The organism is Agromyces tardus (assembly GCF_003710805.1).
In the GTDB taxonomy this organism is placed as follows: domain Bacteria; phylum Actinomycetota; class Actinomycetes; order Actinomycetales; family Microbacteriaceae; genus Agromyces; species Agromyces tardus.
Window position 1 is genome coordinate 1 of sequence record NZ_RHHB01000073.1, and the last position, 12,838, is coordinate 12,838.

11 protein-coding genes and 1 pseudogene are annotated in these 12,838 nt (G+C 74.5%); 6 read left to right on the top strand and 6 right to left on the bottom strand.

The window, feature by feature from the left end:
- From EDM22_RS19720 to EDM22_RS18630, 4 genes are all read left to right on the top strand, one after another.
- Positions 1 to 1,287 (top strand): DUF4350 domain-containing protein (locus EDM22_RS19720; protein WP_122938577.1); only part of this gene is annotated, 1,287 nt, incomplete at its 5' end.
- Positions 1,284 to 2,258, top strand: a complete 975-nt coding sequence (locus EDM22_RS18620) for an AAA family ATPase (protein ID WP_122938578.1) — start codon at positions 1,284 to 1,286, stop codon at positions 2,256 to 2,258. The genes EDM22_RS19720 and EDM22_RS18620, both read left to right, overlap by 4 nt.
- A 1-nt stretch (position 2,259) precedes the next feature.
- Positions 2,260 to 3,597, top strand: coding sequence for a DUF58 domain-containing protein (locus EDM22_RS18625; RefSeq protein WP_122938579.1), 1,338 nt, complete (start codon positions 2,260 to 2,262; stop codon positions 3,595 to 3,597).
- Between the two features lie 183 nt (positions 3,598 to 3,780).
- On the top strand, positions 3,781 to 4,563 hold the full coding sequence (locus EDM22_RS18630; RefSeq protein ID WP_122938580.1) for an aquaporin: 783 nt from the start codon (positions 3,781 to 3,783) through the stop codon (positions 4,561 to 4,563).
- Positions 4,564 to 4,684: 121 nt separating this feature from the next.
- Here the strand turns inward: EDM22_RS18630 and EDM22_RS18635 are convergent, their stop codons facing one another.
- Entirely contained in the window at positions 4,685 to 5,680 is a 996-nt protein-coding gene (locus tag EDM22_RS18635; RefSeq protein ID WP_122938581.1) for a stage II sporulation protein M, read from the bottom strand.
- Between the two features lie 17 nt (positions 5,681 to 5,697).
- Here EDM22_RS18635 and EDM22_RS18640 point away from each other — a divergent pair, with 17 nt between their 5' ends.
- On the top strand, positions 5,698 to 6,540 hold the full coding sequence (locus EDM22_RS18640; RefSeq protein WP_122938582.1) for an RDD family protein: 843 nt from the start codon (positions 5,698 to 5,700) through the stop codon (positions 6,538 to 6,540).
- A gap of 103 nt (positions 6,541 to 6,643) precedes the next feature.
- Here EDM22_RS18640 and ahcY read toward each other — a convergent pair whose 3' ends face one another.
- From ahcY to EDM22_RS18655, 3 genes are read right to left on the bottom strand one after another with little or no spacing between them, the layout of a single operon-like run.
- Positions 6,644 to 8,122, bottom strand: coding sequence for an adenosylhomocysteinase (gene ahcY / locus EDM22_RS18645; RefSeq protein WP_122938583.1), 1,479 nt, complete (start codon positions 8,120 to 8,122; stop codon positions 6,644 to 6,646).
- Positions 8,123 to 8,169: 47 nt separating this feature from the next.
- A complete protein-coding gene (locus EDM22_RS18650; protein WP_122938584.1) occupies positions 8,170 to 9,603 on the bottom strand; it encodes a phosphomannomutase/phosphoglucomutase in 1,434 nt (477 codons plus the stop codon).
- The gene (locus EDM22_RS18655) at positions 9,600 to 9,815 is read right to left on the bottom strand and encodes a DUF3499 family protein (protein WP_122938585.1); all 216 of its coding nucleotides are present in this window, start codon (positions 9,813 to 9,815) and stop codon (positions 9,600 to 9,602) included. Before EDM22_RS18655 ends, EDM22_RS18650 begins: the two co-directional genes overlap by 4 nt.
- 132 nt (positions 9,816 to 9,947) lie before the next feature.
- On the opposite strand from EDM22_RS18655, the gene EDM22_RS18660 reads away from it, so the two are divergent.
- Positions 9,948 to 10,304 carry a hypothetical protein gene (locus tag EDM22_RS18660; RefSeq protein WP_245989550.1) on the top strand — a complete coding sequence of 119 codons (357 nt, stop codon included), beginning with the start codon at positions 9,948 to 9,950 and terminating at the stop codon, positions 10,302 to 10,304.
- A 51-nt stretch (positions 10,305 to 10,355) separates the two neighbouring features.
- Here the strand turns inward: EDM22_RS18660 and EDM22_RS18665 are convergent, their stop codons facing one another.
- Together EDM22_RS18665 and EDM22_RS19725 are read right to left on the bottom strand one after the other, a co-directional pair.
- Complete coding sequence (locus tag EDM22_RS18665; RefSeq protein WP_138708139.1) at positions 10,356 to 11,798, bottom strand: DUF5719 family protein; 1,443 nt, start codon at positions 11,796 to 11,798, stop codon at positions 10,356 to 10,358.
- Positions 11,782 to 12,838: pseudogene (locus EDM22_RS19725) on the bottom strand (glycosyltransferase); the annotation flags it as partial. The gene EDM22_RS18665 and the pseudogene EDM22_RS19725, both read right to left, overlap by 17 nt.

Here is a 12,838-nt window from a genome sequence, read left to right on the forward strand (position 1 = left end):
GAGGCGGTCGCGCCGGTCGCGGCGGTCGCGCCGGTCGCACGGGTCGCCGACGCTGACGGCGGCACCCGATCGGCCGCCGCGACCCGCTCGCTCACGCCGGGACTGCGCAGCCTCGCCCGGCGCCGCCGGCCGTGGATCGTGATCGCCGTCGCGCTCGCGCTCGGCGCCCTCCTCCTCGTGCTCGTCCAGGGCACCGCCCGCCCGCCCGGCGCGCCGCTCGGCGCCGACAACGCGGCACCCGCTGGGGCCCGCGCCCTCGTCGAGGTGCTGCGGTCGCACGGCGTGGCGGTGCGCGAGGTGCGCACGCTCGCGGCCGCCGAGCAGGGCGCCGCGGCCGGCGCGACGGTGTTCCTCTACGACGAGCTCGGGGTGCTCGACCGCGACCGCGTCGGCGCACTCGCCGACGCCTCCGCGCGCCTCGTGATCGCTCGGCCCGACTTCACGTCGCTCGAGGTGCTCGCCCCGGGCGTCCGCCTCGCCGGGGTCGCCGACGGCGCGATCGACGGCGCCTCCTGCGACGTCGAGGCGGCCGTGCGCGCCGGCGGGCTCTCCGACGGGCAGCGCCTGCTCACGGTCGACGACGGGGCCGCGGCATCCGGATTCACGGGCTGCTTCGCGTCGGGCGACGGGTTCGCGCTCGTCACGGGTACCTCGCCGGCCGGCGGCGCCCTCGCCCTCGTCGGGGCCACCACGCCGTTCGAGAACCAGGCGATCGACGAGGCGGGCAATGCGGCGCTCGTCATCGGGCTCCTCGGCGCCTCCGACGAGCTCGTCTGGTACCTGCCCGGCCCCGGCGACGCGGATGCCGCGGCAGCGCCCACGCTCGCCGAGCTCACGCCGGGCTGGGTGAGCCCCGTGATGGTGCTTCTCATCGTGGTGACGATCGCCGCCGGCATCTGGCGGGGGCGCCGCTTCGGGCCGCTCGTCGTCGAGGACCTGCCGGTGCACGTGCCCGCCGAGGAGACCGGCCAGGGCCGGGCCCGGCTGTACGCACGCTCGTCCGCGCGCGATCGCGCGCTCGACCAGCTGCGCTTCGGCACGATCCGGCGTCTCGCGGTCGCGCTGCGGCTGCCGCGCTCGGCGCACGTCGACGAGGTCGTGACGGGCGCCGCCGACGCGAGCGGGCGCGACGCGGCATCCGTTCGCTCGCTGCTCGTCGACGCCCCGGCAACCGGCGATCGCGAGCTCGTGGGCCTCGCCCGCGACCTCGACGCCCTCGAGCGGCAGGTGCGCGCGGCGCTCCGGCCGGACCACGACGCATCCGAACCGACAGGAAGGCGACCATGACCGACCCCACCGCGCAGACCGACGAGGAGCTCCGCGCCGCGCTCAACCGCGTGCGCACCGAGGTCGGCAAGGCCGTCGTCGGCCAGGACGGCGCCGTCACCGGGCTCATCATCGCCCTGCTCGCGAACGGCCATGTGCTGCTCGAGGGCGTGCCCGGCGTGGCGAAGACCCTGCTCGTGCGCACGCTCAGCCGCACCCTCCGGCTGCAGACGAAGCGCGTGCAGTTCACCCCCGACCTCATGCCCGGCGACGTCACCGGCTCGCTCGCCTACGATCCGCGCTCGGGCGAGTTCGCGTTCCGCGAGGGGCCGGTGTTCACGAACCTGCTGCTCGCCGACGAGATCAACCGCACACCGCCGAAGACGCAGTCGGCCCTGCTCGAGGCGATGGAGGAGCGCCAGGTCTCGGCCGACGGCGTGACGCGCCCCCTGCCCGACCCCTTCCTCGTCGCGGCGACCCAGAACCCGATCGAGTACGAGGGCACCTACGAGCTGCCGGAGGCGCAGCTCGACCGCTTCCTGCTGAAGCTCGTGCTCGACGTGCCCGAGCGCGACGACGAGGTGTCGATGCTCCGTCGCCACGCCGACGGCTTCGACCCGCACGACCTCGCGGCGGCCGGCGTGCAGCCGGTGCTCGGCGCCGCGGAGCTCGCGGCGGCGCGCCGGGCGGCGGCGCGGGTGGGCGTGGCCGACGACGTGCTCGCCTACCTCGTCGACCTCGCGCGGGCGACCCGCCGCAGCCCGTCGATGCGACTCGGCGTGAGCCCGCGCGCATCGGCGGGCCTCCTCGCGGCAGCGAAGGCCTGGGCATGGCTCACGGGCTACGAGAAGGTCACGCCCGACCACGTGCAGGCGATGCTCCTGCCCGTCTGGCGGCATCGCGTGCAACTGCGCCCCGAGGCCGAGCTCGAGGGCGTCGACGTCGACCGCGTGCTGCGCGGCCTCGTGCAGCAGGTGCAGGTCCCCCTCTGAGATGAGCGTCACCGGCCGGTTCACCCTCCTCGTCGCCGCGGGCGTCGTGCCCGTCGTGCTGCTCGGGGGCGGCGACGCGGCGATCGCGTGGTGGGCACTCGTGGGCTGGCTCGCGCTCGCGATCGGGCTGGGCGCGGTCGATCTCTCGTTCGCGGCATCGCCGCGACGGCTCGCGCTCACCCGGGAGCTGCCCGATCGCCTGCGGCTCGGCGAGACGGCCGCCTCGGTGCTGCGGGTGCGCAACCTGGGTCCGCGGATGCTGCGGGCCACCGTACGCGACGGATGGCAGCCGTCGGCGGGCGTGGTCGGCCCGAACCGCTCCGCGATCGCCGTGCCGCCGGGCGAGGTGCGGCGCACGACGCTCGAGCTCACGCCGACCCGCCGCGGCGATCGCCGCACCGAGGCCGTCACCGTGCGCTCGTTCGGCCCGCTCCGGCTGTGGGCGCGACAGGCCACCCTCGAGGCGCCCGGCAGGATCCGGGTGCTGCCGCCGTTCCACTCGCGCATGCACCTGCCGTCGCGGATCACCCGGCTCCGCGAGCTCGACGGCCGCACGCCGATGCTCATCCGGGGCCGGGGCACCGAGTTCGACTCGCTCCGCGAGTACGTGCGCGGCGACGACGTGCGGTCGATCGACTGGCGCGCGACCGCGCGGCGGGCCGACCCCGAGGCGCCGGGATCGATGCGGCTCATGGTGCGCACGTGGCGTCCCGAGCGCGACCGTCGCATCGTGATCGTCGCCGACACCTCGCGCACCGCAGCGGCGCGGGTCGCCGACGAGCCGCGCCTCGACACGGCGTTCGAGGCGTCCCTCCTGCTCGCGGCGCTCGCCACCCATGCGGGCGACCGCATCGACTTCCTCGCCTGGGACCGGCGCCTGCGCGGCCGCGTGCACGGCGCGAGCGGACCGGAGCTGCTCGCCCGCATGGTCGACACGATGGCGACCATCGACGCCGAGCTCGTCGAGGCCGACTGGTCGGCGGTGCCCGCACAGGTGCGCCGCGTCACGAGCCACCGCGCGCTCGTCGTGCTCCTGACGACGGCGGACTCGCCCGGGAGCGCACGCGGCCTGCTGTCGGTGCTGCCCCAGCTCACCGCGCGACACCACGTGGTCGTGGCATCCGTCACCGACCCCGGGCTCGCCGCCGCGGCCGGACACCGCGGCGAGCTGGCCGAGGTGTACGGCGCCGCCGCGGCCGAGCGAGCGCTGCTCGACGCCGAACGCGTCGCCGCTGCGACCCACCGGCTCGGCGCCACCACGGTGACGGCGACGCCGCATGAGCTGCCCCCGGCGCTCGCCGACCACTACCTCGCGTTGAAGGCGGCCGGCCGGCTCTGACCCGCCCGCCGGTCGATCACGGCGAGCTGGGCAGGATCTGCGTCGCCCGATGACGTCCCGCATCCCGGCGTTACCCGAAGATCCCTCGGCGAATCACGACCGGAACCCGCCCGCCGATAGTGTCGGCATCGGCGCTCGCCGAGGGGCGAGGCGCCGACCTCCTCCCCGTCGAAAGGAACCTCCATGTCCGACGCGCCCGCGTCCGCCGTGCCCACCATCGTCCAGAAACTCGCCGCCGAACTGCTCGGCACCTTCGTGCTCGTCTTCGGCGTCATCGGCACGGCGCTCTACGCCGCCGGGTTCGCCGGCGGCGAGGGCAACCTCAACGTCGGATTCCTCGGCGTCGCGTTCGCCCTCGGGCTCTCGGTGCTCGTGAGCGCCTACGCCTTCGGCGCGATCTCGGGCGGCCACTTCAACCCCGCCGTCAGCGTCGGGCTCGCCGTCGCCGGCCGGTTCGCGTGGAAGGAGCTCCCGGGGTACGTCGGAGCCCAGCTCGTCGGCGCGATCGCCGCAGCGGCCGCGCTCCTCGCGATCCTCTCGGGCGGCCCCCTGTTCGACGCGCTCGCCTTCCGGTCGGTCTCGACCGGGTACGACGAGCTCTCCCCCGGCGGCTTCGGCCTCGGCTCGTTCCTGCTCGTCGAGGTCATCGCGACGGCCGTGTTCGTGTTCGTGATCCTGGGCGTCACCTCCGCCCGCGCCGCCGCCGGCTTCGCGCCGCTCGCCATCGGCCTCACCCTCACCGCGCTCGCGCTCGTCGCGATCCCGGTGTCGAACGCCTCGTTCAACCCGGCCCGCTCCATCGCCACGGCGATCTTCGGCGGCGGCGAGGCGCTCGGCCAGGTGTGGGCGTCGATCCTCGCGCCGATCGCCGGCGCCGCGCTCGCCGCATTCGTCTACCGCACGGTCTTCGAGCGCCCCGCTCAGATCACGGGCGCGGCGAACCCCGAGGTCGCCGTCCCGGCCTGATCGCGGCCGAAGCCATGACGGCGGATGTCCCACTCGGGGCATCCGCCGTCGGCGTCTCGCCGTGGCATCCGCCCGGGCCCGCCCACGCCGACCCGGTGCGACCCGGCCGACCGGGCGCACGTCAGCCCGCGGTCATCCGCTCCGCGCCCGCGTCGAACGCGGACAGGTCGCCCGTCTCCCCCGCCCGCACGGCACGACCGCCGAGCACGAGCATGTAGACGAGGAGCGCTGCGAGGGCGAGCGCGCCGATGCCGATCTTGACGGGCCACGGCCAGGGCGCGGGGGTCACGAACCCCTCGATGACGCCCGCGATGAGCAGGAAGAAGACGAGTCCGATCGCGACCGTGAAGAGCGAGCGGGCGTCCTCGGCGAGTGCCGCCCCGCGCGTGCGGGGGCCCGGGGCCACCCACGACCAGAAGATGCGGAGCCCGGCCGCCGCTGCGATGAACACGCACGTGAGCTCGAGCAACCCGTGCGGCGCGATGTAGAGGAAGAAGGTGTCCGCCTCGTCGTAGGCGAACATGATCGAGGCGGTGATGCCCAGGTTCTGCGCGTTCTGCAGCACCACCCACGGCACCCACACGCCCGTGATGCCGAAGGCGACGCACTGGGCGGCGATCCACGCGTTGTTCGTCCACACCGAGCCCGCGAACGAGGCGGCTGGGTGCTCGGAGTAGTAGGCGACGAAGCCGTCCTCGGCGATCGCCCGCAGCTCCGACTCGCTGCCGAGGTTCGCAAGCACTCGCGGATCGGAGGCGACCCACGCGGCGTAGAGCGCCGCGACGACGAAGGTGACGACGGCGACCGCGAGGGTGAGCCAGCGCACCCGGTAGAGGGCCGCGGGCAGGCTCACGACCGCGAACCGCGAGAACTGGCGCAGCGGGTTGTCGGGCGCACCGGTGAAGCGCACCCGGGCCCGGGCGAGACTGACCGAGAGGCGGTCGCCGAGCGCGGTCGAGCCCGCCGTGGCCTGCACGAGCGAGAGGTCGGATGCCGCGGACTGGTACCGCTCGATGAGCTCGTCGGCCTCGGCGCCGTCGAGTCGACGGGCCCGGGCGAGCGCGTCGAGGCGCTGCCAGTCGTCGTGGCGGGCGGAGGCGAGCGCGTCGAGGTCCATCTGCTTGAATACTAGCCATGGCCGACGCGACCGCCTCCGCCCGGCAGTCCGGCCGGTTCGACGACGAGGGCGTGCTCACGGGCGAGGCCGTGACGCTCGACGTGCGGCCGGCCAGCGCGATCATGCGCTCCGGCGGCGCGGCGATCGACGTGCTCATCACCGTGCTCCTCATCGTCGCGGCCCTGCTCGCGACCGCCGGCCTCGAGCTCGACGAGGCCGCGGGGCGCACCGTCGTGATCTCCGTCATCGTCGGATGCCTCGTGGTGCTGCCCACGGCGGTCGAGACCGCGACTCGGGGCCGGTCGGTCGGCAAGCTCGCGCTCGGCCTCCGCGTGGTGCGCGACGACGGCGGATCCATCGGCTTCCGCCACGCGCTCATCCGCGCGCTCGTGGGCGTGATCGAGATCTGGCTCACCTTCGGCGGGCTCGCACTGCTCGTCGGCTTCCTCAACCCCGACTCGAAGCGGCTCGGCGACGTGCTCGCCGGCACGCATGCGCAGGTCGAGCGCGTGCCGCGCTACGTGCCGCTCGCGTTCGGCGTGCCCGCCGAGCTGGCCTCGTGGGCGGCGGTCGCCGACGTCGGACGGCTTCCGGACGCGCTCGCCCGCCGCGTCGCGGCGTTCTTCCGCAACGCGGCGCACCTCGCGCCCGCGAGCCGCCCGCGCGTGGCGCAGACGCTCGCCGCCGACGTCGCCGCGTACGTTGCACCCGTGCCGCCCGCCGATCCGGAGCGGTTCCTCGCGGCGGTGGCCGCGTTGCGCCGCGAGCGGGACGCGGCCGCGCTCGAACTCGAAGCGCGCCGCATGGCGGCACTCGAGCCGGTGCTCGACGCCCGTCCGGTGGGGTTCCCCGAGCGGTAGGGCCCCGAGACGCCGCGGGCGACCCCTCGACCCGCGCACGGGCACTCGACCCGGGCGAGCGGATGCCGCGGCGCACACGCGCGCCGCGGCATCCGCTCGCCGATCAGTACCGGTAGTGGTCGACCTTGTACGGCCCCTCGACCGGGACGCCGATGTACGCGGCCTGCTCGGGGGTGAGCTCGGTGAGCTCCACGCCGAGGGCGTCGAGGTGCAGGCGCGCGACCTTCTCGTCGAGGTGCTTCGGGAGCACGTAGACGCCGACGGGGTAGGCCTCCGGGCGCGTCCAGAGCTCGATCTGCGCGAGCACCTGGTTCGTGAACGAGTTCGACATGACGAACGACGGGTGGCCCGTGGCGTTGCCGAGGTTCATGAGACGGCCCTCGCTGAGCACGAGCACGCTACGACCCGTGGGCAGGCGCCACTCGTGCACCTGCGGCTTGATCTCGACGCGCTCGGCGCCCTCGAGCGACTCGAGGCCGGCCATGTCGATCTCGTTGTCGAAGTGGCCGACGTTGGCGACGATGGCGAGGTGCTTGAGGCCGAGCAGGTGCTCGAGGCGCACGACGTCCTTGTTGCCGGTGCCCGTGACGAGGATGTCGATCTCGCCGATGACCGACTCGAGGCGGGAGACCTGGAAGCCATCCATCGCGGCCTGCAGGGCGTTGATGGGGTCGATCTCGCTCACGATCACCCGCGCGCCCTGGCCGCGGAGCGCCTCGGCGGCGCCCTTGCCGACGTCGCCGTAGCCCGCGACGAACGCGACCTTGCCGCCCATGAGCACGTCGGTGGCGCGGTTCAGGCCGTCGGGCAGCGAGTGGCGGATTCCGTACTTGTTGTCGAACTTCGACTTCGTGACCGAGTCGTTCACGTTGATCGCAGGGAAGAGCAGCCCGCCCTCGGCGTGCAGCTCGTAGAGGCGGTGCACGCCCGTGGTGGTCTCCTCGGTCACGCCCTTGAGCTCCGCCGCGATGCGCGTCCAGCGGTCGGTCGAGCGCTCGAGGGAGCGGCGGAGGGTGTCGAGCACGACGCGGTACTCTGCGCTCGCGTCGGCCGGCGTCGCGGGCACCGCGCCGGCGAGTTCGAACTCGCGGCCGCGGTGCACGAGCAGCGTGGCGTCGCCGCCGTCGTCGAGGATCATGTTCGGGCCGATCCAGTCGGCGCCGCCCTCCTCGGCCTCGGCCGTCCAGTCGAAGATGCGGTCGGTGCACCACCAGTACTCGTCGAGCGTCTCGCCCTTCCACGCGAACACCGGAACTCCCGCCGGCGCGTCGACGGTGCCCTCGGGCCCGACCACGACGGCGGCCGCCGCCTCGTCCTGGGTGGAGAAGATGTTGCAGCTCGCCCAGCGCACCTGCGCGCCCAGCGCCACGAGGGTCTCGATGAGCACCGCGGTCTGCACCGTCATGTGCAGGCTGCCGGCGATGCGGGCGCCGGCGAGCGGCTTCGACTCGCCGAACTCGGCACGGAGCGCCATCAGGCCCGGCATCTCGTTCTCGGCGAGGCGGAGCTGGTGGCGGCCGGCTTCGGCGAGCGAGAGGTCGGCGACCTTGAACGGCAGGACGGATGTCGCGGAGAGGCTCATGGATCCCATTGTCGCAGGGCTCCGGCCCCGCGGCATCCGCGTGACCGTCAGGAGCGGATGAGCGCGAGCACCTCGTCGCGGATCGACGTCATGGTCGCGGCGTCCTCGCCCTCGACGTTGAGCCGCAGGAGGGGCTCGGTGTTCGACGGGCGCACGTTGAACCACCAGAAGGGCTCGTCGCCCGCGGTGATGCCCGTGACCGTGAGCCCGTCGAACTCGTCGAACTCGGCGCGGCCGGTGAAGGCCTCGACGATACGCGTGTACGCGCTGGGGACGTCGGCCACGGTCGAGTTGATCTCCCCCGAGAGGGCGTACGGGGTGAAGCGGGCCGCGAGCTGCGAGAGCGGCTCGGCGTGGGAGCCGAACTCGGCGAGCACGTGCATCGCCGCGAGCATGCCGTTGTCTGCGCTCCAGAAGTCGCGGAAGTAGTAGTGCGCGGAGTGCTCGCCGCCGAAGACGGCCCCGGTCTCCTTCATGCGGTCCTTGATGAGCGAGTGGCCCACGCGCGTGCGCACGGCGATCGCACCGGCCGCCTCGATCGACTCGGGCACGTACTGCGAGGTGATGAGGTTGTGCAGCACCGTGGGCCGCTCCTCGCCGAGCGCGCGCACCCGGGCGATCTCGCGCAGGCCGACGATCGCCGCGACCGCCGACGGATCGACCGCCCCGCCCTGCTCGTCGACGACGAAGCAGCGATCGGCGTCGCCGTCGAACGCGAGGCCCAGGTCGGCTCCGTGCTCCACCACGGCGCGCTGCAGGTCGACGAGGTTCGCCGGGTCGAGCGGGTTCGCCTCGTGGTTCGGGAAGGTGCCGTCGAGCTCGAAGTACAGCGGCACGATCTCGAGGGGCAGGGCGGGCAGGCCCGCGGCGGTGCCGAGCACGGCAGGTACCGTGAGGCCGCCCATGCCGTTGCCGGCGTCGATGACGAGCTTCAGCGGTCGGATGCCGCTGAGGTCGACCAGGGAGCGCAGGTACGCCGCGTAGTCGGCCAGCACGTCGGCCTGCTCGATCCGCCCGGGCTCGGCGACCTCGGCGATGCCGTCGTCGAGGTAGTCGCCAGCCCGGTCGCGGATCGCCGCGAGCCCCGTGTCGAGCGAGATGCCCTGCGCGCCCGCGCGGGAGAACTTGATGCCGTTGTAGGCGGCGGGGTTGTGGCTCGCGGTGAACATCGCCGCGGGCGCGTTCACGGAACCCGACGCGAAGTAGCTCTCGTCGGTGGAGCACAGGCCGATCGCGACGACGTCGGCGCCGCGGCGCGAGGCGCCGCGCGAGAAGGCGGCGGCGAACCCGGGCGAGGAGTCGCGCATGTCGTGGCCGACGACGATCCGACCGCCGGCTGCACCGACCTCGTCGACGAAGCCGGCACCGAGGGCCTCGACCACGTCCTCGGTGAGTCCGTCGCCCACGATCCCGCGCACGTCGTAGGCCTTCACGATCGCGTCGAGGCGCGCTCGAGCGCCGGAAGCAGGAGGGGGATTCATGCCGTGAACCCTACCCCACCGAGGCCCACGTGCCGCACGATCTGCCACCCCCGCGGCGCCGACGTGCGCTCGGCGTGGCGTGCGCACAGGTCGTAGGAATGCGGCTCCCGGACCAGGGCGAGCGGCCCGAGCACCGCCATCGAGTCGGCGTAGTCGAACGTGAGCGTCGCGACCGCCTCGGCGGTGCATGCGGTGCGCGAACAACGTCTCATGGCGACACCAGCGTAGCGATCCGCGGGCCCGGTACGATGGAGGGCATGCCCCGGTCCCGTCGTGTCGCCGCGGTTCCACCGTCGCCGAGACGCGGCATCCGAGATCGCCATGGGCGTGGGATGCGGTCGGCCGTGACCGGACCGCACCTCGAGCCCCTTCGCACGCGCGTCGACGACTTCGACATGACGGTGGCCTCGACGGCCGCGTACCTGCGCGGCCTCTGGCCCGAACTCGAGGGCGTCACGTTCCAAGTCGCACAGGGACCTGCCGAGGCCATCCACGACGATCACGTCGACCGCTGGCGCGTCTACCACGACGAACGGCGCATCGTGTTCTACCGGCTGCCGATCGTGCGGTTCCTGCGGTTGCAGGAGGGCGAGGAGCGCGAGGAGCGGCTGCTCGTCGAGAGCTGCGTCTTCCGCGCGGTGGCCGACTTCCTCGGCAAGGACCCGTGGGAGCTCGCGCCGGGGCGCTACCGGCACCTCTGACGCGGCACCGCGGCGCTGCCGGCGCGCACGCGGCGCCTGCGCCACGGCCGGTCAGTGGGGGTAGACCCGGATCGGCGCGTCGAGCGGCCCCGGCGGCTGCACCGACAGCGACGCGAGTTCGCCGTCGCCGCGATACGACACGCTGGCGTGGAGGCCCGCACCGTCGGCCACGAGCACGCTGCTGCGCGGATCGACGGCGATGGACGTCGCCGCACCGCCCGCCACCGTGATGGTGCGCTCCGCGCCGCCGAGGGTCAGGGTGACGTCGAGGGGGTCGCCACCCGGGTTCGCGAGGTGCAGCGTCGGCGACGGGCCCGGCGCCACGGCGATCGCCGCACGGTCGAGGAGCGGGGCGGTCGCGGCCGTCCAGGCGAGGTCGGCCGGGACCGGGCCGCCATCGCCCTCCACCTCGGCGGTGGCCCGCGCGGCGCCGACGACCGGTCCGTCGGCGTCGAGCAGCACCGTGTACGAGCCGGTCTGCAGGTTGCCGAGCGGCACGTCGATGACGCGACCGCCCTGCAGCGAGACCGAGAGCTCCGAGACCGCCTCGCCGGAATCCGAGCGGACCGTGACGTTCACCTCGACGCCCGCGTCGCCGGGGGCGAGGAGCCGCACCGCGGGGAACTCGTCGCCCGCCGCCTCGTCCTCCTGCGGGGCCACGCCGCCCGCCGAGGTCACCACGAAGCCGGGGATGACCTGCTCCGGGGCGGGGGCCGCGACGGGCGTCACGAGCTCGACGCCGCTCGGGTCGAGTCCGCGCACGATCGTGTGTTCGAGGCTCGCGGCGATCGGACCGCCGGTGCTCGTGACGTGCACGACGGGCGAGACGACGTTCGGCGCCAGACCGGCGAGCGAGAGCACGCGCTGGCTCCGGGCGGGCACGGTGATGCCGATGGCCGACGGCGCCTCGATCGGCCCGGCCTCCCCGATGACCCGAACGTCGACGGTCGACGCGACGTCGCCGGGATTCGCGAGCAGCACGAGGCTCGAACGGCCGACGTCGGTGGCGCCGCCGACGAGCCACGCCTCCGCGGCCGGCTCGATGCAGGCGGATGCCGCGAAGCCCGAGATCTCCTCGCTCGACGCCGTCTGCGACTGCGCCGCCGCGAGCATGCCCGCGACCACGGACCCGGGTTCCGACGCGACGACGAGCGGGGTCCCGTCGGTGGCCGCGTCGGGATTGCCCGGCGCGTCGAGGCCGGTCTCCTCGATCGGGGCATCGGCAGGATCCGCGGTCGTCACGACCGAGGTCGATCCGAACGACGACGCGGTCGTGGCGTCCGCTGCGTCGTCGGCGAGCACGAGGAGCGGGCCGGAGCACACGCGCACCTGGCTGCTCTCCTCCGGCTCCACGACGACCGAGGGCGGGTCGATGCGGACGCCCGGCCGCTCGAACGAGTCTGCGGCGATGAACGCCCCGACGGCGAGTGCCGCGACGGCCACGGCGCCCACGCCGCGCGCGACGCCGTGCAGCACCCTACGATTCACGCGCATCGTCGCCTCCTCGGGTCGCGGTCGGAGCCGGTTCGGTGTCGGACTCGGGTTCGGACGAAGGCTCGGGCTCGGGCTCGGGCTCGGGCTCGGGTTCGGGCTCGGTGGCGGTGGCGGTGGCGGAGTGCTCGGGCGGGGACTCGCCGGGCGACGACCCCTCGGGCGGGGTGTCCTCCGCCGCCTCGGCCACGGGCGGCCGCGGCCGGCCGCGGCCTCGGGCGCCGCGGGTGGGACGCGGCGTGCGGTCGGGCTCGCGTCCCGCTCCCGTGGGGATCGACAGCAGCAGCGCCGAGCCGACCACGAGGAGCTGTCCGATCGTGATCCACAGCGCCCAGGGAGCGCCGGCGTCCTCGGGGATCGCGGCGGCGGGCGCGTCGGCCTCGGCCGCGACGAACCGCCAGAGCGTGCCGAAGTCGGTCTCGCCGACGGCGACGAGCGCCGGGTTCTCGTCGAGGGCCACCCGCGCGCGCTCCCCCGCTGCGAGCGCCTCGCGGTCGTCGACGAGCGCGGAGCCGGGCGGCTGGAGCAGCACGAAGGAGACGCCGAACTCGCTGATCGCCGCATCCGCGTCGAAGCCGCTGCGGGACGCGAGGTTGCCCGCGAGGGTGGCCAGCTCCTCCTCCGCCTGCGTGAGCTCCTCGTCCGTCTGGGCGAGGGTCGACTGCGCGTCGAGCGTCGCACCCGTGCCGCGCTCGAGCGTCGCGCGGATGCCGCCGTCGTCGAGCGGCTGGATCTCGAGCGTCGTGACGCGGGGGTCGGTCTCGGCCTCGGCCGCGACGAACGCGGGCACCGTGCGCTCGCCGGCGGGGTGCACGGCGACCGCCGCGGTCGCGATCGCGACGAGGAGCGGCAGCACGGCGGCGACGGCGCCGAGGGAGACGACCGTGGCGCCGATCGCCGTGCCGCGGGGCAACGCGTCGATCGCCAGCACGGCCGCGAGCACCAGCCCGAGCCAGGCGAGGCTGAGGCCCGCGCCGGTCCACAGCGGCACGGCCGCGTCGCCCGCCGCAGCGACGGCGACGGCCGTCGCGCCCACGGCGGTC